The 20357-nt window shown below is 70.9% G+C and carries 16 protein-coding genes; 7 read left to right on the top strand and 9 right to left on the bottom strand.

What is annotated here, in order from left to right:
* Nucleotides 1-36: 36 nt before the first annotated feature.
* Together ACQPZW_RS05135 and ACQPZW_RS05130 are read right to left on the bottom strand one after the other, a co-directional pair.
* Nucleotides 37-282, bottom strand: a complete 246-nt coding sequence (locus ACQPZW_RS05135) for a GAF domain-containing protein (RefSeq protein WP_433793680.1) — start codon at nucleotides 280-282, stop codon at nucleotides 37-39.
* Nucleotides 258-893: a response regulator gene (locus ACQPZW_RS05130; RefSeq protein WP_433793679.1), complete on the bottom strand. Its 636-nt coding sequence runs from the start codon at nucleotides 891-893 to the stop codon at nucleotides 258-260. Before ACQPZW_RS05130 ends, ACQPZW_RS05135 begins: the two co-directional genes overlap by 25 nt.
* Before the next feature lie 97 nt (nucleotides 894-990).
* Between ACQPZW_RS05130 and ACQPZW_RS05125 the strand changes: the two genes are divergently transcribed.
* Nucleotides 991-2229: a D-arabinono-1,4-lactone oxidase gene (locus tag ACQPZW_RS05125; RefSeq protein ID WP_433793678.1), complete on the top strand. Its 1239-nt coding sequence runs from the start codon at nucleotides 991-993 to the stop codon at nucleotides 2227-2229.
* A gap of 73 nt (nucleotides 2230-2302) precedes the next feature.
* Here ACQPZW_RS05125 and ACQPZW_RS05120 read toward each other — a convergent pair whose 3' ends face one another.
* The gene (locus ACQPZW_RS05120; protein WP_433793677.1) at nucleotides 2303-2725 is read right to left on the bottom strand and encodes a rhodanese-like domain-containing protein; all 423 of its coding nucleotides are present in this window, start codon (nucleotides 2723-2725) and stop codon (nucleotides 2303-2305) included.
* Nucleotides 2726-2796: 71 nt separating this feature from the next.
* Between ACQPZW_RS05120 and ftrA the strand changes: the two genes are divergently transcribed.
* Entirely contained in the window at nucleotides 2797-3774 is a 978-nt protein-coding gene (ftrA, locus tag ACQPZW_RS05115) for a transcriptional regulator FtrA (RefSeq protein ID WP_433793676.1), read from the top strand.
* On the opposite strand, the gene ACQPZW_RS05110 is transcribed toward ftrA, so the two are convergent.
* A complete protein-coding gene (locus ACQPZW_RS05110; protein ID WP_433793675.1) occupies nucleotides 3733-4365 on the bottom strand; it encodes a beta-galactosidase in 633 nt (210 codons plus the stop codon). The genes ftrA and ACQPZW_RS05110 overlap by 42 nt on opposite strands.
* Nucleotides 4366-4370: 5 nt before the next feature.
* On the bottom strand, nucleotides 4371-5708 hold the full coding sequence (locus ACQPZW_RS05105; RefSeq protein ID WP_433793674.1) for a beta-galactosidase: 1338 nt from the start codon (nucleotides 5706-5708) through the stop codon (nucleotides 4371-4373).
* Between the two features lie 48 nt (nucleotides 5709-5756).
* Between ACQPZW_RS05105 and ACQPZW_RS05100 the strand changes: the two genes are divergently transcribed.
* Nucleotides 5757-7910: a glycosyl hydrolase family 95 catalytic domain-containing protein gene (locus ACQPZW_RS05100; protein WP_433793673.1), complete on the top strand. Its 2154-nt coding sequence runs from the start codon at nucleotides 5757-5759 to the stop codon at nucleotides 7908-7910.
* On the opposite strand, the gene ACQPZW_RS05095 is transcribed toward ACQPZW_RS05100, so the two are convergent.
* From ACQPZW_RS05095 to ACQPZW_RS05085, 3 genes are read right to left on the bottom strand one after another with little or no spacing between them, the layout of a single operon-like run.
* Entirely contained in the window at nucleotides 7888-8823 is a 936-nt protein-coding gene (locus ACQPZW_RS05095) for a carbohydrate ABC transporter permease (RefSeq protein WP_433793671.1), read from the bottom strand. The two genes, ACQPZW_RS05100 and ACQPZW_RS05095, sit on opposite strands and share 23 nt — an antisense overlap.
* On the bottom strand, nucleotides 8820-9824 hold the full coding sequence (locus ACQPZW_RS05090; protein ID WP_433793670.1) for an ABC transporter permease: 1005 nt from the start codon (nucleotides 9822-9824) through the stop codon (nucleotides 8820-8822). The genes ACQPZW_RS05095 and ACQPZW_RS05090 overlap by 4 nt, the downstream gene beginning before the upstream one ends.
* Nucleotides 9821-11494, bottom strand: coding sequence for an extracellular solute-binding protein (locus tag ACQPZW_RS05085; protein ID WP_433793669.1), 1674 nt, complete (start codon nucleotides 11492-11494; stop codon nucleotides 9821-9823). The genes ACQPZW_RS05090 and ACQPZW_RS05085 overlap by 4 nt, the downstream gene beginning before the upstream one ends.
* A gap of 210 nt (nucleotides 11495-11704) precedes the next feature.
* Here ACQPZW_RS05085 and ACQPZW_RS05080 point away from each other — a divergent pair, with 210 nt between their 5' ends.
* From ACQPZW_RS05080 to ACQPZW_RS05065, 4 genes are all read left to right on the top strand, one after another.
* Nucleotides 11705-13204 carry an ROK family protein gene (locus ACQPZW_RS05080; RefSeq protein WP_433793667.1) on the top strand — a complete coding sequence of 500 codons (1500 nt, stop codon included), beginning with the start codon at nucleotides 11705-11707 and terminating at the stop codon, nucleotides 13202-13204.
* A gap of 719 nt (nucleotides 13205-13923) precedes the next feature.
* Nucleotides 13924-14091, top strand: a complete 168-nt coding sequence (locus tag ACQPZW_RS05075) for a hypothetical protein (protein ID WP_433793666.1) — start codon at nucleotides 13924-13926, stop codon at nucleotides 14089-14091.
* Between the two features lie 470 nt (nucleotides 14092-14561).
* Nucleotides 14562-17393, top strand: coding sequence for a glycoside hydrolase family 3 C-terminal domain-containing protein (locus ACQPZW_RS05070; RefSeq protein ID WP_433793665.1), 2832 nt, complete (start codon nucleotides 14562-14564; stop codon nucleotides 17391-17393).
* A 188-nt stretch (nucleotides 17394-17581) separates the two neighbouring features.
* Nucleotides 17582-18217 (top strand): LysE family translocator, encoded by a 636-nt coding sequence (locus tag ACQPZW_RS05065; RefSeq protein ID WP_433793664.1) that lies wholly within the window; start codon nucleotides 17582-17584, stop codon nucleotides 18215-18217.
* Nucleotides 18218-18362: 145 nt separating this feature from the next.
* On the opposite strand, the gene ACQPZW_RS05060 is transcribed toward ACQPZW_RS05065, so the two are convergent.
* Entirely contained in the window at nucleotides 18363-20039 is a 1677-nt protein-coding gene (locus ACQPZW_RS05060; protein WP_433793663.1) for a cellulase family glycosylhydrolase, read from the bottom strand.
* Between the last annotated feature and the right edge of the window lie 318 nt (nucleotides 20040-20357).

Genomic DNA, 20357 nt, shown 5'->3' with positions numbered 1-20357 from the left:
GGAGACAGCCGGATCATCCGACGCGAGACGGCACGATCACCCGACGCGAGACAGCATGATCAACGCCTGCGCCCGCTGCGAATGCAGGATCTGCACGGTGTCCTCGGTGCAGGTGCCCGGCTTCTCGTCCATGACGCAGAGGGTGCCGACCACGTGCCCCTCGGCCGAGTTCAGCGGCACACTCGCATAGGAGCGCACCCCGCTGACCGAGAAGAGCGGCGAGTCGGCGTACTCCTCGTCGGCGGCACTGTCGCTGATCAGCACCGGCACGTCCTCGGCCACCACGATGGTGTCCGGCGACCACTCGACCGGCACACCCCGGCCTCGCGCACCCACCGCGGCAAGCCGTGCGACCCGGCCACCACCACACTGTCGTTGAGCACCAGCGTGATCGCCGCGGCGGGCACCCCGGTCAGCTCGGTCAGCTTCTCGGCGAAGGTGTCCAGGACGTCGGCGTGGGCCGGGCGGGTCAGGTAGTCGGAGACCGCGAGCAGCCGCTTCACGTCGACCAACTGGTGGGCGGCATCGTGATGACGGTCACCATGGGTGGCCAGCAACTCGTTGGCGGCCTCGACCACGTGCTTCGGCCGTACCGGCTTGGAGATCGTCATGTCGCACAGCCCGCGGGCGGCGGCCGGCGCCGCGGCGGACAGCATGATCACCGGGATGGAGGCGGTGGCCGCGTCGCCGCGGAGACGGCCGGCCACGTCCAGTCCGCTCATCCCGGGCATGTGATGGTCCAGGATCACCAGGTCCGCGCCGGCCTCACCGATCATGTCGAGCGCTGCCAGGCCGGAAGGCGCGGTCCGGACGGTGTGACCCGCGTTGCTCAGCACCGTCGAGAGCAACTGCGCGATGTCGGTGTCGTCCTCGGCGACCACGATCGACGCCATCCCGTCTTCCCCCATCGCTCGTTCCGCGAGACGCCCGACGATAACCCGGATCCTCTGCGCCATGGCCGTGAACAGGCAATACACGTAGGGTGTAGCAATGCCGAAACGTCTGACCAACTGGGCGGGGAACATCGGGTTCGGCGCACGGCGGCTGGTCCGCCCGCGATCCCTCGACGAGCTGCGTGCGGCGGTCGCCGGCACGAGCCGTGTGCGGGTCCTCGGCAGCGGCCACTCCTTCAACCGTCTCGCCGACACCGACGGCGACCTGATCTCGCTGGCCGACCTGCCGCGCACCGTCGAGATCGCCGCCGACCGGGCCACGGTGCGGGTCGACGGCGGCATCCGCTACGGCGAGCTGGCCGCCCGGCTCGCCGCCGAGGGCCTGGCCCTGCACAACATGGCGTCGCTGCCGCACATCTCGGTGGCGGGGGCGGTCGCCACCGGCACCCACGGCTCCGGCGTGCGCAACGGCAACCTGGCCACCGCGGTCTCCGGCCTGGAGATCCTCCGGTCGGACGGCTCGGTGACGACACTGGACCGGTCCGATCCCGATCTGGCCGGCGCGGTCGTCGGCCTGGGCGCGCTCGGCGTGGTCACCGCCCTGACCCTGGACGTCGTGCCCGCCTTCGAGCTGCGGCAGTACGTCTACGAGGACCTGCCCGAGGCCGCCCTGCACGAGCACCTCGACGAGATCCTGTCGGCCGGCTACAGCGTCAGCCTCTTCACCCGCTGGTCCTCCGCCGACATCGACCAGGTGTGGCTCAAGCGCGCCGAGCCGATGACGGGCGACTTCTTCGGCGCCCGCCCGGCCGACGGCCCACGGCACCCGGTGCCCGGCATGCCGACGGTCAACTGCACCGAGCAGGGCGGGACACCCGGCCCGTGGCACGCCCGGCTGCCGCACTTCCGGATGGAGTTCACCCCGAGCAGCGGTGAGGAGCTGCAGTCCGAGTGGCATCTGCCCCGCTCGGCGGCGCTGTCCGCGCTCGGGGCGGTGTCGGGCCTGCGGGAGCGGGTCGCCACGGTGCTGCAGGTCTGCGAGGTCCGTACGATCGCGGCCGACGACCTGTGGCTGAGCCCCCACCACGAGCGGGACAGTCTGGCCCTGCACTTCACCTGGATCGCCGACACCGAGGCCGTGCTGCCGGTGGTCGCCGATCTGGAGAAGGCCCTGGCCCCGCTCGGTGCCCGTCCGCACTGGGGCAAGGTCTTCACCACGGCCCCGTCCGAGCTGCGGGCCGCCTACCCTCGCTTCGACGACTTCACGGATCTCGTGAGCCGGTTCGATCCACGGGGGACGTTCCGCAATCCGTGGATCGACGCGCTGTTCGGCTGAGACGTCCGCCGCTGGGTCCCCGCGGGCCCGGTTCCGAGAGGCTGGGGGCCGGCCGAAGTGGCCGGTCATCCCGTCAGCAGCCGCAGGCGGCGCCGGCCGGGGCGGTCAGGTCGTCGGCCGGGCGCGACCACTCACCCGTCGGGTCCTGGACGGGGAAGCCCTCACGGACCCAGTACTCGTACCCGCCGATCATCTCCTTGACCTGGTAGCCGAGCTTCGCGAACTCCAGCGCGGCCCGGGTCGCCCCGTTGCAGCCGGGACCCCAGCAGTAGGTGACCACCGCACTACCGGCCGGCACCGTGGTGGCGGCGCGGGCGGCGATCTCCCGGGTCGGCAGGTGGATCGCGCCGGGAAGGTGGCCCTGGTCCCACGCCTCGGTGCTCCGGGAGTCGACGACCACCAGGCCGGGGGTGGCGGCGTGCAGGTCGTGGTGGACGTCGCTGACGTCGGTCTCGAAGCGGAGCCGGTTGCTGAAGTGCTCGATCGCGCTGGTCATGACGTCGATCGTGCCGTCCGCCGACGAGACAGCCCAGTGGCGCTCATGTCATCCATCGCTAAGATTCCGCCATGCTGCATCGTGTGGAACGCCGGGGCCCGACCGTGACGGTGCTGGCGTACGAGGGGATGTCGGTCTTCGAGCTGGGCATCGTCACCGAGGTGTTCGGGCTGCCCCGGCCCGAGTTCGATCGGCCCTGGTATGACCTGACCATCTGCGCGGAGGCACCGGGCCCGGTCCGGGTGGTCGGCGGGGCGGCCCTGCACACCGAGCACGGCCTGGATGTCTTCGCCACCGGCGAGACGGTGATCGTTCCGGGTGTGCCGGACGTCCGGGCCGACCCGTCGCCGGCGCTGGTGGCGGCGATCCGCACGGCACACCGCCGGGGCGCCCGGGTGATGTCCATCTGCTCGGGTGCGTTCGCGCTGGCCGGGGCGGGGCTGCTGGACGGGCGCCGGGCCACCACCCACTGGCGGTATGCGGAGGCCCTGCGCACCCGTCACCCGGCCGTCGAGGTGGACGCGGAGGTGCTCTACCTCGACGACGGCGACGTGCTGACCAGCGCCGGAAGTGCGGCCGGACTGGACCTGTGCCTGCACGTGGTGCGCCTGGACCACGGACCGGCGATCGCCAACGCGGTGGCCCGCCGCCTGGTGGTGCAACCGCACCGCGACGGCGGGCAGGCCCAGTTCATCGAGGCCCCGATACCCGACGATCCGGCCGACGACCGGTTGTCGCGCAGCATGGAGTGGGCGCTCGGCAACCTGTCCGCGCCGATCAGCGTCGAGGTGCTGGCCCGGCGGGCACACATGTCGGAGCGCACCTACCTGCGGCATTTCGCCCGCGCCACGGGGACCACGCCGATCCGCTGGCTGATCGGCCAGCGGGTGCACGCCAGCCTGGCGCTGCTGGAGACCTCCGGGGCGCCGATCGAGGAGGTGGCGGCGGCGGTCGGGTTCGAGAGCCCGGTCACCTTCCGGCACCATTTCACGCAGGCGATGCGCACGTCACCCTCGGCCTACCGGCGGGCCTTCCACACCGTCGGCTGACCGGATCCGCACCCCGCCGGGCGGCAGGACGACGTCGCCCACGGTGGCTGCCCGGTCACCGTGGTTGAAGAGGAAGAGCAGGTCACCACGGCGGACCGCCTCCACTTCGGACGGAAGGCCGGGCAGCACCGGCCCGATTCCGGACTCCTCCGCCACCCGGTGCAGCAGCGCCTGGAGAGAGTCGTCGGTCAGCCCCGTCGAGATGTACCAGGCGGAACCGGCTCCGTACCGGTTGCGGGTGATCGCCGGCGACCCGGCGAGCGGACCGTCGGCGTAGAGGCTGACCGTCTCGGCCCCGGCGGTCTCGACCCGTTCGATCCAGCGCCCGGCCACGAGACCGGCCGCATCAGGAGCGCCGTCCGAGGCGGGGGCGGCGGAGAGGGTGATCACGGTGCCGGGGACCTGCGGGTGCCATTCGATCACCCGTACCCCCAGGATCTCGCGGAAGGCGCCCGGGTAACCGCCGAGCCGGATCCGGGAGTCCGGTTCGGCGATGCCGCTCAGATAGGTGACCACCAGCGTCCCACCGGCGGCGACGTAGTCGCGGAACGCCGCGGCCGCCTCGTCGGAGACGAGATAGAGATGCGGCACGACGATCATCCGGTAGTCGCCGAGAGCGGTGGAGACGCCGGGAAGACGAAGTCGGCCTGCAGCTTGGCCCGGTACAGCGCGCGGTGCGCCTGGCGTACCGCGCCCAGGTAGTCGATGTCCTCGGCCGGCAGACCGGGCCCCTGCAGGGCCCACCACGAAGGCGCGTCCCAGGTCACCGCGACACTCGCGGCGGGTGGTGGGGCGTCGGACGCCTTCGGCGAGAGATTGCGGAGGGTACGCCCCAGAGCGATCGCCTCGCGGAAGACGGGAGTGTCCGGTCCCGCGTGCGGCACCAGCGCCGAGTGGAACAGCTCGGCCCCACCGCGCGGCTGCCGCCACTGGAAGTACATCGCCCCGCCCGAGCCGCGGGCGACGTAGCCGAGGCTGTGCCGGGTGAGGCGGCCCGGCTCCTTGGCGTGCATCCGCCCGCGCGTGTAGATCAGGTTGGGCCCGGTCTCCATGAGCAGCCACGATCCACCGCCCCAGCCGCGGGCCAGGTCGGCGGCGAAGGCGGTCTGCTCCTCGGCGCCGGAGCCCGAGTCGTCCGGGTAGTGGTCGACGGCGACGACGTCGACCTCCTCGGCCCAGCGTGCGTGGTCGACGCTGACCCAGCCACCCTGCACGAAGTTGGTGGTGATCGGCACGTCCGGGTTGGCCGCGCGCAGCAGGTCACGCTGCTCGATGTAGCCGTCGAGCAGCTCGTCGGAGAGGAACCGGCGGAAGTCGAGGACGTGCGCCGGATTCGGCATGTACTGGGTGGCGCGCGGCGGGGCGATCTGTGCCCAGTCGGAGTAGCGCTGGCTCCAGAACGACGTGGTCCACGCCTCGTTGAGGGCGTTCAGGTCGCCGTGCCTCTTCTGCAGCCAGACCCGGAACGCGGCGGCCGTGACCTCGCAGCGGCAGTCGGTGCCGTACTCGTTGTGCACGTGCCACAGGGCCAGCGCCGGGTGATGGGCGTAGCGCTCGGCGAGCCGGGCCGCGATGCCGCGGGCGGCGGCACGGTAGGCGGGCGACGACACGCAGTAGGTGTCGCGGCTGCCGTGGGTGAGGCGGATCCCGTCGGCGGTGACCGGCAGCGCCTCGGGGTGTGCGAGGCTGAACCAGGGCGGCGGCGACGCGGTCGGAGTGGCCAGCGCGACCCTGACACCACCGGAGTGGAGCAGGTCGAGCACCCGGTCGAGCCAGCCGAACTCGTAGCGGCCCGGCTCGGGCTCCAGGTCGGACCAGGCGAAGACGCCGACCGTGGCGATGTTCACCCCGGCCTGCCGCATCAGCGCGACGTCCTGCGCCCACACCTCCTCCGGCCATTGCTCCGGGTTGTAGTCGCCACCGAAGAAGAGCAATCAGACCACCTCTTGCTATTAGTTTGAACTCTAAACAAAATATGAGCCGTGCAGAGCAACGTCAATCCGTCGTTCCGTGACGCCGAGACCACCGAGGACTGGGAGCGCGCGCTGATCAGCGGCAACGGCCGGCAGGGCGTGCTCTGCTACGGCTCGCCCGCCCGGCTGCTGTTCACCCTGGCCCACGAGGACCTGTTCCAGCCGGTCACCGAGCCGCTTCCGGCCCCGCTGACCGCCCCGGCGCTGCCACGGCTGCGCGAGCTCCTCGACGCCGACCGGTTCCACGACGCGGCTCGCGCGGTCTGTGACCTCGCCGTTGGGGAGCATCCGGGGTACGAGCAGACGCGCTGGATCGATCCGCTGATCGGCGCCGGAACATTGACTTTCACTCCGGCGAACCCGGGTGACGGCTACCGGCGCGGCACCGACTTCAGCACCGGCGTCGTCCGGCAGGAGTGGTCCGGCGTGACCGTCGACGCGTTCGTGTCCCGGCCCGCGGACGCGCTGGTCATCCTGGTCACCGGCACGGACGGCACGGTCGGGATCGGGCCGATCGACGGCACCCCGGAGCGGCCCGTCCACTACACCGTGAACCGCTCCGGGGACGACCTGGTCCTCACCGGCCGGTTCGAGCACCCGCGCTGGGCCGGCGCCCTGGAGGGCTGGACCTCGGCGGTGCGCGTACGGCGTACCCCTGAAGGGATCCTGATCGTCGCTCGAACCGCGACCGGATCGCGGACGCCGGCCGCCGCTCTCGCCGCGTTGCCCGAGGGCGGCTTCGACGACCTGCTCGAAGAGCATGGCGCGGGGCACGCCGACCTGTTCGGCCGGGTCCGTCTCGACCTCGGCGGGCATCGCGCGCAGCGGCTGTTCGACGCCGGCCGCTACACGATCCTCAGCAGCACCGGCCGCCGCCCGCCGACCCTGCAGGGGGTGTGGAGCGGCACGTATTCGCCGCCGTGGCGCAGCGGCTGGACCATCGACGGCAACCTGCAGGCCGCGCTGCTCGCCGTCCTGCCGACCGGCACGCCGGAGCTGATGACGCCGCTGTTCGACCTGCTCGACGAGCAGATCGACGACTTCCGGGAGAACGCGCGCCGCCTCTACGGAGTGCCGGGCCTGTTCGCCCCGGCCCATCTCGGCACGCACGGGCGGCAGAACCATTTCGGACCGATCTGGTGCCTGACGTTCTGGACCACCGGTGCCGCCTGGCTGGCCCGCCTCTACCTGGAGCACTGGCAACACACCGGCGACCTGGACTTCCTCCGCGATCGGGCACTGCCGTTCCTGCGCGAGGCGGCCGAGTTCCACCTGGCCTTCGCCACGGTCAGAAACGGACGCGCGCGGTTCAGCCCCTCCTACTCCCCCGAGAACGATCCGGGCGGCTCCGGCGAGCAGGCGACCGTCGACGCCACCCTCGACGTGCAGGCGGTCGGCGCTCTGTTGCGCGGCCTGCTGACGATCACTCAGGTGTTGCGCGTGGAGGATCCCGATACCCTCCGCTGGAAGTCGCTGCTCGCCGCGCTGCCGCCGATGCGCGTCAACGACGCCGGTGAGCTGGCCGAATGGATCGATCCGCGGTTCCCGGACAACCACGGGCACCGGCACTGCAGCCACCTGTATCCGCTCTACTACGGCGGTGATCCGGCGTTCGACGAGGACCCGGCGCTGCGCTCCGCGGCGGTGCGGGCGGTGCGGGCCCGGTTGCGGTGGTGGCTGAGCGAGGCCTCCGACGAGATGGGGTACGGTCTGGCGCTGCTCGGCGTGGCCGCGGCGCATCTGGGCCTGGCCGAGGAGGCGTACGCGGCCCTGACCCGGATCTCCGAGGCGTACTGGCGCCCGAACATGGCGCCCACCCACAACCGTGACCACATGTTCAACGTGGACCTGGCCGGTGGCCTGCCCGCCCTGGTGGTGGCGATGCTGCTGCGCAGCCGCGACGTCGGCGCCGACGGCACAGCCCGCATCGACCTGCTGCCGGCGCTCCCCGCCGCGTGGCCCTCCGGTTCGGTCCACGGCCTGATCGCCCGGGGCCCGGTCACCGTGGACCTGACCTGGTCCCCCGACCTCGTCGAAGCGATCCTGACCTCCCCCACCGACCGCACCACCCACATCGGACTACCGGACGGCACCGTGCGGACGATCACCCTGCGCGCCCACACGGCGTACCGGGCCCGGTCTACCCCTTCACCGCGCCGATGATCACGCCCTTGGTGAAGTGGCGCTGGACGAACGGGTAGATGATCAGAGCCGGGACGATCGTCACCACCACGACCGCCATCTTGATCGCCAGACTGGGCGGGACCTGCGAGCCGAGGCCCGGGATGGCGATCGCCCCACCCGACGTGGACGGTGACTGCCCGGCCAGGATGAACTGCTGCAGCACCCGCTGGATCGGCTGGAGATCGTTGCGGTCGATGTAGAGGATCGCGTTGAAGAAGGCGTTCCAGTAGCCAACCGCGTAGAAGAGGCCGACCACGGCGGTCACCGCCTTCGACAGCGGCAGCACGATACGGGTGAGGATGCGCAGCTCACCGGCGCCGTCGATGCGGGCGCTGTCGTAGAGCTCACCCGGGATGCTCATGAAGAACGCCCGCAGCACCACCAGGTTGAACGCGCTGATCGCGGTCGGCAGGATCAGCGCGAGCAGGTTGTCCTTCAGTCCCAGCCCGGTCACCACCAGGTAGCTCGGGATCATGCCCGGGTAGATCAGGAAGGTGAGCAGGAAGTAGAACAGGATCGACCGGTGCCCGAGAGTGCCGGGCCGGGACAGGCCGTAGGCGGCGAGCACCGTGACGACCAGGCTGAGGGCCGTGCCGGCGATCGTGACCACCGTGCTGACCAGGATCGCGTCGGTGACCTGCCCGCCCGAGAAGATCACCAGGTAGGCACGCGGGTCGAGCTCGCGCGGCAGGAAGACGTACCCACCGGCCTCGTTGATCGTCTTCTCGGACGACAGGCTGGTGACCACGACGACCCAGAGGGGCACCAGCACGACCGCCACCACCACGGTGAGGAGCGTGCCCTTGCTGAACTGGCCGAGGAGTGTGGGCTTCTCCTCCCACACCGGGCGCAGTGACTTGCGACGGGGCCGGACGTCCGTGTCTGCGCTCATGATTTCGAGTAGATCCCTTGCTCGCCGAACCGATGTGCCAGCTTGTTGGCGCCCACGATCAGGAGGATTCCGATCACGGCCTTGAACAGCCCGGCGGCCGCGCCGACACCCCACTGCTGCACCGCGATGCCCTGGTAGTAGACGTACGTGTCGACGACCTCGGCCGCCTCCCGCCCGACCATCTCGCGCTGGAGGATGAACTGCTCGAAGCCGACGTTCAGCGCGTCGCCCAAGCGCAGGATCAGCAGCAGCACGATCACCGACCGCAGGCCGGGCAGGGTGATGTGCCACATCCGGCGCCACCGCCCCGCGCCGTCGGCCGCGGCCGCCTCGTACAGCGAGGGGTCGATGGACGCCAGCGCCGCGAGGAAGACGATCATGCCCCAGCCGGCGTCCTTCCAGAGCGCCTGCGAGGTGATCAGGAACATGAACGTGTCCGGGTTGGTCATGATCTCCGGCGGCGTGTAACCGGCCTGGCGCATGGTCTGCGCGAGCAGGCCCGCCCCGCCGAGCATCATCTGGAACAGCGAGACCACCAGCACCCAGCTGAAGAAGTGCGGCAGGTAGACGACGCTCTGCACCAGCGACCGGATCCTCGGCGACAGGACGCTGTTCAGCAGGATGGCCAGCAGGATCGGGATCGGAAAGTAGAACACCAGCTGGAACGCGGTGATCGACAGGGTGGTGACCACCGAGTCCCAGAACGCCGGCGTCTTGAACAGGTACTCGAAGTTGCCGAACCCGATCCACTCGCTGTAGAGGAACGCCTCCAGGGGATCGTCGCCGACGAACGGGTTGTAGTCCTGGAAGGCGATGATGTTGCCGAGCGACGGCACGTAGTGGAAGACCAGCAGCAACGCCATCGCCGGGAAGCACATGAGCAGCAGCGGCCAGTCCCGCCGCAGCCGCTTCCCGAAGGAGAGCTGCTGCCGCGAGACCGCCTTGACCTTCTTCTTCGCCTTCACCGCCACCTGCGGCTCGACGACCGGTGGCGCGCTCATCGCCCGTTGTCAGCCAGGACCTTGGCGTAGAAGTCGCGTCCCGCGTCGCCACCGCCCGACCGCCACTCCGAGACGACCTTCTCCAGATCACTCACGGGGGTACGGCCACGCAGGATGTCAGTGATCTTGTCCTCGGTGGGCTGCGCGATGGCCGCCATCTGGGTCGGCGTCTCCACCTTGATGCCGTCCCACGGGTTCTTCTCGAGGTACTGCGTGGCGTCGTTGCCCCAGTTCACGAAGTCCGCGGCGTAGGTGGGGATGTCCGGGCCACCGACCACGATCGGCGGGCGCCCGCCCAGGAAGATGAACTGGTTCGCGAACTCCTTGACCCACAGGTCGTTGGTGACCGGCGAGCCGCTGGCGTCCCGCTTGAAGTGGGTGCCCTCGACGCCGAAGTTCTGCAGCTCCCACTCCTTGGTGCCGAACGGCGCCGCGGTGTAGTTCAGGACGCGCAGCAGCTCCTGGACCCGCTCCTGGCCGACACCCTTCTTGATGAAGGTCCAGATGATCGCCGAGCGGGTCTGCCAGCGCACCGGCGGCTTGCCCTTGTCCGCGCCGAACACCTTCACGGCCTGCATGTTGAACTTCGGATTCACCTGTACGGCCGGACGCCAGACCTCTTTCCACGAGCCGCCGCCAGTGCCGTACATGAACATCTTGCCGCCCTTGAAGAGCGCCTGGGTGTCGCCGCCCTTGCTGGACGCCACGTCGGGGTGGACCAGCTTCTCGGCGTAGAGCCGGGCCATGAACTCGACGGCACGCTTGTACTCCGGCGTCTCCATCCGGTGCACGACCTTGCCGTCGGCGCCCTTCATCCAGCCGTTCTCCGAGCCGCCGGCGCCGCAGATCTGCTGCACCTCGAGCCAGATGTCACCGAAGGCCCACTCGCCCTTGTCGGCGTTGGTCATCTTCTTGCCGAACTCGTACAGCTCGTCCAGGCTCGTCGGGTCCGCGATCCCCCGCTCCTGGGTTACGTCCTTACGGATGAAGAGCACCGAGGGGTACGGCGAGTCGGTCGGGAACGGGACGCCCATCAGCTTGCCGCCCCACACCGAGTCCTGCCAGGCCCGGGTGTCCAGACCGGCGAGCAGCGGGTACGCGTTCACCTTGTCGCCGGCCAGGTAGGGCGTGAGGTCCTCGAACAGGGCGTGCACACCGTCGCTGAAGCGGGCCAGCTTGTTGATCTCCCAGCCCGGGATGCAGGTCAACTCGGGCACGTCCCGGGCCCCGAGCATGGTGTTGAGCTTGTCGCCGTAGGTGTTGCCGTCCTGAATGCTGAAGTTGATCGCGCCGCCCATGTCGGCACCGACCGCCTCGACCAGCTTGTTGGCGGCCGGCGGCGCCGGACCCCACCACGGGGTCGTCGCGGTGACCGGCTTGCCACTGGTGATCGCCTTGTCGGCGACCGCGTCGGCGAGCGACGTCGGGTATTTCACGTAGCCGTCCGCCATCGGCCGCACACCCTTGACGTCCGGCGGGACCAGGGTGGAGTCCTTGAAGGACGGAATCACACCGGCGGCCTGCTCGGCGGTGGTGGCGGAGCCCTTGGAGCTCGGGTCCTTGCTGCAACCCGCGAGCGCCCCGCCACTCGCCAGCGAGGCCGCGCCGAGGCCGACCAGTCCGAGGAAGCTCCGCCTGTTCGTCGACGCGCCTTCCATCGCTCTAGCCACGGCGCACCACCCTTCCGTTATGGGTTTAGTTTGGTTAGCGTCTAAACTAAGTACATCGAAGACAAGCTAACTGACGTGGTGCCGACCCGACAAGCATCGAATGGGAGCGCACCCACGTCACGACGCCGATCAGGGGAGACGACGAACCGCGGTGATGCGGCAAGATGACCAGGCGGACAGCACGCGACGCGCCGAGAAGTGGGGCTTGATGTGAAGACCACCCGTGCCGACCCACGACCGGCCGACTTCACCGACGTGCGCGCCACCAACCTGGCCGTGGTCCTGCAGCACCTGCGCGCCAACGGACCCAGCTCACGCGCCTCGATCGCCGCGTCGACCGGGCTCAACAAGGCCACCGTCTCCAGCCTGACCGGCACCCTGATCGAGCAGCGGCTGCTGCGTGAGACCGGCCTGAGCGGCAACCGGATCGGCCGGCCCGGCACCGCCCTCACCCTGGACGGCTCCGCCTACGCCGCGATCGGCCTGCAGATCGCCGCCGACCGCCTCACCGCCCTGGCCGTCGACTTCGCCGGCGACCAGCTCCTCCTCTGGCACCGCCAGTTCGACGGCGCTCCGGTCGCCGGCCACGGCCACCGCTCGGGCGCTCGCGGCGGGGCTGCCGGTTCCGCCGGCAGCCCGGCGGGCACCCTCGGCGGCGGCGACAACCCGGCCGGCGGCTCCGGCGGCAGCACTGCCGACAGGCTCGGGAGCGCCTCGGCCTCCCGATTCGGCGGCGACTCGGCCGGCGGCCTCGGGAGCGACTCGGCCGGTGGGTTCGGGCGCGACTCGGCCGGTGGGTTCGGGGGCGACTCGGCCGGCGGGTTCGGGGGCGACTCGGTCGGTGGGTTCGGGGGCGACTGGGCCGGCGGCCTCGGGGGTAGCCCAGGCCGGGCCATCAGTGCGGTGGCCGCCCTGGCCCAACGCGCCGCGACCCGGGTCCGCCAGCAGGGACGGCAGGTCCTCGGCCTCACCGTGGCGGTCCCCGGCCTGGTCACCGACGGCGGCGCGGTCCGGCTGTCGCCGTCACTCGGCTGGGCCGACGTCGACCTGCGCGGCCTGCTCTCCGGCTCGTTGCGTCAACCGGGGCTCGACATCGCCGTCGCCAACCAGGCCGGTCTCGCCGCGATCGCCGAGCTGCGGCACGGCGGCCATCCGGCGGCGTCCGACCTGACCTATGTCACCGGAGCGGCCGGGATCGAGGCCGGCATCGTCGTCGACGGCCGCCTCCTGACCGGCTCCCGTGGTTTCACCGGTCAGATCGGGCGGTTCAGTCTCGGACCGGCGGGCTCACCCACCCTGGCTGACCTGGCCGGCGTCGAGCAACTGGTCCGGCGCGCCCTGCCCGGCCTCGACCCGGCGGCGCTGACCGACCTGACGCCCGCGGTCGAACAGGTCGCGATCCAGGCCCGGTCCGGCGACCCGGCGGTGCTTGCCGCCCTACGGGACACCGGCTGCCACCTCGGACAGGGCCTGGCACTCCTGGCGAACCTGGTCAACCCCGAGCTGATCGTGCTCGGCGACCACTACGCCACACTGGCCGAGTGGATCCGCCCGGCCGCCGAGGCCGAACTGGCCCGCAACACCCTGGCCCCTGCCGCGGGAGGCGCCGGCCTGACCGCCTCCACGCTGGGCCTGCACGCCGCGGCCCTGGGCGGAGCCGTGGCCCACCTGGACCGCATCGACACCGGCACCCTGCCCACGGCCCTCTGACCCACCAACGCTCCAGCGCCACGGCGGCACAGCCTCCGCCCCACCGGCGCTCCAGCGTCGCCGGCCCTCCGACCAGCGACGCTCTGGCGTCGTGACGGCACCGCCCTCCAACCCATCGACGCTCCAGCGTCGCCGGCCCTCTGCCCCACCAACACTCCAGTGCCGCGATCTACACAGCCCTCCGACCAGCAACGCTCGGACGTCGCGGCGGCACCGCCCCCCAACCCACCGGCGCTCCAGCGTCGCGAGCCACACAGCACTTCGCACCACGAACACTTCGGCGTCCGGCGGCACCGCCCGCCGACCCGCCAACGCTCCAGCGTCGCGAGCCACACAGCCCAGCCAGCCACGGACGCTCTGGCATCGCGGCGGCACAGCCCTCCGACCAGCAACGCTCGGACGTCGCGGCGGCACCCACCCTCCAACCCACCGGCGCTCCAGCGTCGCGAGCCACACAGCCCAGCCAGCCACGGACGCTCTGGCATCGCGGCGGCACAGCCCTCCAACCAGCAACGCTCGGACGTCGCGCCGGCACCCACCCTCCAACCCACCGGTCTTCCAGCATCGCGAGCCGCATAGCCCCTCCGACCACGGACGTTGCGGCGTCGGGGCGGCACAGCCCCCGACCCATCGGCGCGTGAGCATCGTGATCTACACAGCCCTCCGACCACCGACGCCCCAGCCTCGTGGCGCCACCGTCCCGGGCTTCCATCCGCGGCGTGCCACCCTCGACCCACGCCGCCCACAGGATCACCACGTCACCGGCCTCCAACGGCAGTGTGGACACCCGGTCCCCTCCGGCTCGGAGGTCACCCAGCCCCACCGGCAGCGAGGACACCGGCTCGGAGGCCACCCACGCCACCGGCAGCATGGACACCCGGCTCTGAGGTCACCCCACGCCACCCGGCAGCGAGGACACCCGGCCCGAAGAACACCCGGCCCGAAGAACACCCGGCCCGAAGGGCATCACGCCAACGGCAGCGTGGAGAACCGATGGCCGCGATGCACCTCACCGAGGTGGCCGCCGGCGGTCGGGGTGACCGGCGGCCACTGACGGGCCACGGCTCGCCGCACCGACAGCGGTCGCCGTCGGCGGGTGACCACCGTGGACCGGGCGCCCGTGGCGGCGGCCCCGCGCGTGCATGCGGGTCAATGAGGGCGAAGTGGACGCCGGCCCGCCGGTGGGCGGGTAACAATCGATGACCAAACATGGCCGCAGCGCCTTGACCCAGGCGTAACTGTGGTGCGAGCCTCAGGGAACTCCGTCCGAAACATTCGCGAAACCCACTCGCGGAGGCTTCTTTCGCTGGGTTGTCGAAGCGCTTCGACAACCCGGCTCGGCCCGAAGGAACACGTTGTGACCGCATCCCCCTCTCGCATCGTCTTTCGCGATCCGCAGCAGAAGCTCGCCGCACGGGTGTCCGACCTCCTGGGCCGGCTCGACCTGGCGGAGAAGATCGCCCTCCTGCATCAGCACCAGGTCGCCGTGCCCCGGCTCGGGGTCGGATCGTTCCGCACCGGAACCGAAGCACTGCACGGCGTCGCCTGGCTCGGAACGGCAAGCGCTTTCCCCCAGGCCGTCGGTCTCGCGTCGAGCTGGGATCCGGACCTGCTGCGGCGGGTCGGCACGGCGGTCGGCACCGAGGTGCGGGCCATGCATCATCGTGATCCGGAGCATGTCGGGCTCAACGTCTGGGCGCCGGTCGTCAACCTGCTGCGCGACCCGCGCTGGGGGCGCAACGAGGAGGGCTACGCCGAGGACCCCTGGCTGACCGGGGTGCTGAGCACGGCGTACTCGGAAGGGCTGCGCGGCGATGATCCGCGCCGGCTGCGGACCGCGCCGACCATCAAGCACTTCCTCGCCTACAACAATGAGACCGATCGTTGCCTGACGTCGAGCAACATGCCGCCCCGGGTGCTGCACGAGTATGAGCTGCCCGCGTTCCGCCCGGCCATCGCCGCCGGCGCCGCGGTCGCCGTGATGGCCTCCTACAACCTGATCAATGGACGGCCCACCCACCTCAGCCCTCTGATCAACGAGGTGTTGCGGGGCTGGGCCGAGGACGACGTGATGGTGGTCGGCGACGCCTACGCGGTCCAGAACCTCGCCGGTGACCAGCAGCTCTTCGACGATCATGCGGCTGGGTTCGCGGCGGCGCTGCGGGCGGGCATCGACTGTGTGACCGAGCCGGGGCCGCTGTCGGAGGGGTCCTTCGCCACGGCGCTGGAGCGCGGGCTGATCACCGAGTCCGACGTGGACGCGGCGGTCCGGCACATCCTTTCGGTACGTGTGCGCCTCGGCGAGTTCAATCCGGACGAGGACCCGTACCGGGGCATCGGTGTTGATGTGATCGACTGCCCGGAGCATCGCGCGCTGGCCCGGGAGGCCGCCCGCGCCTCGGTCGTGCTGCTCGGCAACGACGGCATCCTGCCGCTCGATCCGGCCGGGATGAGCCGGGTGGCCGTGATCGGCCCGCTCGGTGACACCACGTTCGACGACTGGTACAGCGGCACGCCACCGTACCGCCGGACGCTGCGCGGCGCGCTCGCCGACCGGCTCGGCGCCGACGCGGTGGTGTTCCACGAGGGTGTCGACCGGGTGGCGCTGCGCTGCGCGGACGGCCTGCTGGTGGCCGGTGACGGACCGATGCGGTTGCTCGCTGTCGACGACGTTCCGGACGCGGCCCTCTTCGACGTGTTCGACTGGGGCGAGGAGACGTTCTCGCTGCGGTCGGTGACATCGGGGTTCGTCGGCGCGGAAGGGCTGGGCGCCGATGCGCATCTGCTGGTCAGCGACCGCCCGGGACCCAACGGCTGGGAGGTACGGGAGACGTTCCGCCTGGAGCGCTCCGGCGACGGTGTGGTGATCCGGCACGTGCAGAGCCGCCGCTACCTGGCCGCGAGCGAGGACGGGCTGGTCCGTACCGCCGCGCAGACCGCCGCCGACGCCACCGTCTTCACCGTGGACCTGCTGGTGGACGGGGTGGCCGAGGCCGCCGCGCTGGCCGCCGGGGCCGATGTCGTGGTGCTGGCTCTGGGCAATCACCCGCTGGTGGCCGGCCGCGAGACCGAGGACCGCCGCGACCTGCTCCTCCCCGGCACCCAGGATGCCCTGCTCCGTGCCGTGCACGCCGCCAATCCGCGCACTGTGCTGACGCTGAGCAGCAGTTACCCGTACGCGATCGGCTGGGCCAAGGCCAATCTGCCCGCGTTGGTGTGGTCCTCGCACGGCGGCCAGGAGCACGGCACCGGTCTCACCGACGTGCTGTTCGGCGCGGACCGGACCGGCGCGCCCGTCGACGCGGCCGGCCGGCTCACCCAGACCTGGTACTCGGACGCGGGCGAACTGCCCGACCTGCTCGACTACGACATCATCGCGAGCGACGCCACCTACCTCTACTTCCGGGGCGTGCCGCTGTTCCCGTTCGGGCACGGGCTGTCGTACACGCGGTTCGCCTACGAGAATCTGCGCGTCACCGCCGACACGATCGACCCGGACGGCGAGGTGACGGTCAGCGTCGACGTGATCAACGTCGGCGACCGCCCGGGCGTCGAGGTCGTGCAGCTCTACACCCGTCAGCAGAGCTCCCGCGTCAAGCAGCCGCTACGCCGTCTGCGCGGCCACCGGCAGGTGCGCCTGGCCCCCGGCGAACGGTCCACGGTGGAGCTTCTGCTCGCCGCCGCGGATCTGGCGTTCTGGGATGTCACACGCTCGCGCTGGGTGATCGAGGATGCCACGCACACCGTCGCGGTGGGTTCGTCGAGCGCCGATTGGCGCCGGACCGCGTCGCTGCGCGTCCGCGGCGAGAGGATTCCGGCCCGGTCACCGCGGTCCGTGCTCAAGATGATCGACAATGACGGGTACGACCGGACGACGCCCGTGGCCATCCCCGCGGATCCCGGCGAAGCCCTCCGCAGTGACCACCCCGGCGCGTGGGCGGTCTTCGACGACCTCGACTTCGACCAGGGTGTCTCCGGGGTGACGGCCCGGATCGCGGCCGGCGACGGTGACGCGTCGATCGTGCTGCGGCTGGACGACCCGTACTCCGGCCCGATCCTGGCCACCCTGCCCGCCGCGGCTCCCGGCGAGGTGGCCGCCCCGATTCCTCCGGTGACCGGCACACACGCGTTGTTCGTCCTCTTCGGGCACCCCGGAGTCACCGTGACCTCGCTGTCCTTCACCGGATGACCCCGGGTGGCCCTCGCCACCGTCTCCGGCGGCGTGAGACAGCGGTGGGGGCCACACCGGCAGGATCCACGCGACCCGGGTGACAGCGCGCGGGCCCAGACACACCCGCGCAGCTCTCACCGCTACCTCCGGCCACCTGAGACAGCGGTGGGGCCACGGCTCGGAGGCGGGCGCGAGAGGATCGGGGCATGAGTGATGTGGGGCAGGCGCTGGCGTTCGCGGGTGTGATCGGGCTGGCCGCGGTGTCGCCGGGACCGGATTTCGCGATCGTGGTGCGGCGCTCGGTGGCGGCGGGCCGGCTGCACGGGATGGTCGCGGCGGCCGGAGTGGCGGTCGGGGTGTTCGTCTGGTCGGTGGCGGCGGCGCTCGGGGTGGCCGCGTTGCTGACGGCGTCGGCTGTCGCGTTCACCGTGGTCAAGCTGGCCGGTGCGGCGTACCTCCTGTGGCTGGGGGTGAGCGCGCTGCTCGCCGCCCGGCGCGGCGGCACGGACCCGGACCGGACACCGGACGGGGATCCCGGGGGCAGCCTGTGGCGATCGTTTCGGGACGGGCTGCTGACCAACGTGCTGAACCCGAAGTGCGGCGTCTTCTTCGTGGCGGTGCTCCCCCAGTTCGCGCCGGTGGACGGCTCGGCCGGTGGGGTGCTGCTGCTGTCGCTGGTCGCGGTGGCGGTGACGATCGCCTGGTTCGTGGTGGTCGCCAACCTGGTGGCCGCGCTGCGCCGGGTGCTGTCCCGTCCGGCGATGCGCCGCTCGCTGGACGCCGTGACGGGCGCCGTCCTGATCGCTCTCGGCCTCCGCCTGGCCGCTTCCACGGCACCCTGAACAGCTAGCCGTCCCCCCGCCTGGGCGGAGCGGACGAGACCGGGGGGACGGCGACCCCGCCATCGGTCGGCCGGCTTCGGTGGGAGCGGATGAGACCGGGCGGCGGGGACGGTGGCCCAACCGTCTCCGCCGCCCGGTGGCTTCGTCAGACGGTGGATCCGGTGACCTCGGCGCCGTTGCGGGTGACCCGGTAGGTGAGGGTCTCGCCGCTCCAGAAGACGAACGTCAACGTGACCGGGGCGCCGTCGGTGACCTCGGCGAAGAACTCCGGGGTCAGCTTGATCGCTCCGGCGGCGTAGTCGGGGGTGAAGGCACGGTCGAACTCCTTGTACGCGGTCCAGTTGTGCGGCCCGGCATAGCTGCCGTCGGCGTAGACGGCGGTCATGGTGGCGAGCTGGTCACCGTTGAACGCGGTGGGTACGGCGTACGCCGCGGTGGTTCCGGTGGCGGCGGACACGACGGGCGTGTCGAAGCTGACGACGTCCAGCCGCCACGGGACGCCCCGGGAGAACCGCAGTGACAGGGACGCCTTCACCCCGTACCCCGCGGGTTTGGACAGCCGTGACAGCAACCCCGCGCTGAGGGTGAGTCGATCGCCGGACACCTGGTAGTCGGGACCGCGGCGCAGGGTCGCCGCGCCGAGCCGGACGTGGGTGAAGCCGGTGCCGTTGGGGTTGAGGGTGATGGTCTGCGCGGTGACCGGCGTGCTCCGCCGGACGAACAGGAGGTCGCTCGCCGCGGTGCCGGAGCGGGTGCGCCAGCTGGACGCGATCTGTCCGAAGAGCTCGGTGTCACGCCACACCCCGGCCGTACGGTCGAAGTGCTGCCCGTTGTCCCAGAGCATCGTGGTGACCTTGCTGATGCGGGCCTGGTGACCGAAGAGCTCGAAGAACTTGAGCTTCTCGCCCTGTTCGATGGTGCCGGTGTGCCGGTCGAAGCCGAGCAGCCCGTATTCACCGAGAATGACCGGGATGCCCTTGTTGATGAATGAGGTACGCAGCCGGTCGAAGGTGCCGAGCAGTTCGGCCTGCGCGGTGGCGTCGAACCGGTATCCGCCGGCCACGTTGACGCTGAACGGCCAGTACCCGTAGTAGTGCACGGTGGCGATCAGATGGGGGTCGTCGAGAGCGGCGAACTCGGCGGTCAGGGCGTCCAGCCGACCTTGATCAGCGTTGGTGTGCAGCGTGGGTAGTACCAGAAGTCGTGTCGCGTTGCCGCCACCGCTGCCGCGCACGATCCGGTGGAAGGACGTGTTCAGCTCGGCGAGGAGGGCGTAGTTCTCGGCGTCGCCGGAGCTGCCGGAGAACTGCGGCTCGTTGACGCTCTCCAGGACCAGGCGGGGCGACGCGTCCCGGAAGGCGGCGGCGACCTGCGTCCAGATGGCGTTGTAGCGGTTGAGGACGTTGTCGTGGTCGGTGGGCATGGCGGCGATCCACTGCCACGAGTCGTGATGAATGTTGATCATCACGTAGAAGCCCTCGTCCAGCGCCCAGCCGACGACCTCACGGACCCGGGCCAGGTAGGCAGGATCGAGAACGAGGTCCGAGCCGAGGTGCTGACCCCAGGTGACGGGGATGCGGATGCTGTTGAAGCCCTGGTCACGGATGTCGGCGAGCAGTTCCCGGGTGACCCGTGGGTTGCCCCACGAGGTCTCGTCGTCACCGGTGGCGTCGAAGGTGTTGCCGAGGTTCCAGCCGGGCTGCATGGCGGCGACGGCCTGGGCGGGGGTACGGACGGACTCGCGCGCGGACGCCGGACCGGCCGTGGACAGGCCGGTGGCGAGCAGGACGAGGACGAGCAATCTGCCGAACAGGCGCGACATGACGCTCCTAGGTGGACAAGCGGGGAGCTTTGACCTCGGCAGACTATGTATGGACTTCAAACTATGTCAATCGATGGACGGGCCGCCCCAGCGAGAGGGGGATGCGCTCCTCGCCGGACGACCCGTCCCGTGCGGCCCGCACCGATCACCCGTTGCGTCGTCGAAGGGTGATCCCTCATCGCGCGCCGACCATTCGGCAAAAAGGCGAACGCACGACGTTCAATACACGGAGGCTAGTACTCGGTGCATTCCACTAAAAGGCTGACTCACCGAATCATGCGCTTCGAGTGAACCGATTAACCTGCCTCCGGCGAAGAA

The organism is Actinoplanes sp. CA-252034, from assembly GCF_050956125.1.
Classification (GTDB): Bacteria; Actinomycetota; Actinomycetes; order Mycobacteriales; family Micromonosporaceae; genus Actinoplanes.
The sequence above is the reverse complement of the archived record's forward strand: the minus strand, read 5'-3'. Positions and strand labels throughout refer to the sequence as shown.

Excerpts from the sequence above, each read along its gene's own strand:
- ACQPZW_RS05130 (WP_433793679.1), bottom strand. The coding sequence starts at position 893 with ATGGCGTCGATCGTGGTCGCCGAGGACGACACCGACATCGCGCAGTTG.
- ACQPZW_RS05125 (WP_433793678.1), top strand. The coding sequence starts at position 991 with ATGCCGAAACGTCTGACCAACTGGGCGGGGAACATCGGGTTCGGCGCA.
- ACQPZW_RS05120 (WP_433793677.1), bottom strand. The coding sequence starts at position 2,725 with ATGACCAGCGCGATCGAGCACTTCAGCAACCGGCTCCGCTTCGAGACC.
- ftrA (WP_433793676.1), top strand. The coding sequence starts at position 2,797 with ATGCTGCATCGTGTGGAACGCCGGGGCCCGACCGTGACGGTGCTGGCG.
- ACQPZW_RS05095 (WP_433793671.1), bottom strand. The coding sequence starts at position 8,823 with ATGAGCGCAGACACGGACGTCCGGCCCCGTCGCAAGTCACTGCGCCCG.
- ACQPZW_RS05090 (WP_433793670.1), bottom strand. The coding sequence starts at position 9,824 with ATGAGCGCGCCACCGGTCGTCGAGCCGCAGGTGGCGGTGAAGGCGAAG.
- ACQPZW_RS05065 (WP_433793664.1), top strand. The coding sequence starts at position 17,582 with ATGAGTGATGTGGGGCAGGCGCTGGCGTTCGCGGGTGTGATCGGGCTG.
- ACQPZW_RS05060 (WP_433793663.1), bottom strand. The coding sequence starts at position 20,039 with ATGTCGCGCCTGTTCGGCAGATTGCTCGTCCTCGTCCTGCTCGCCACC.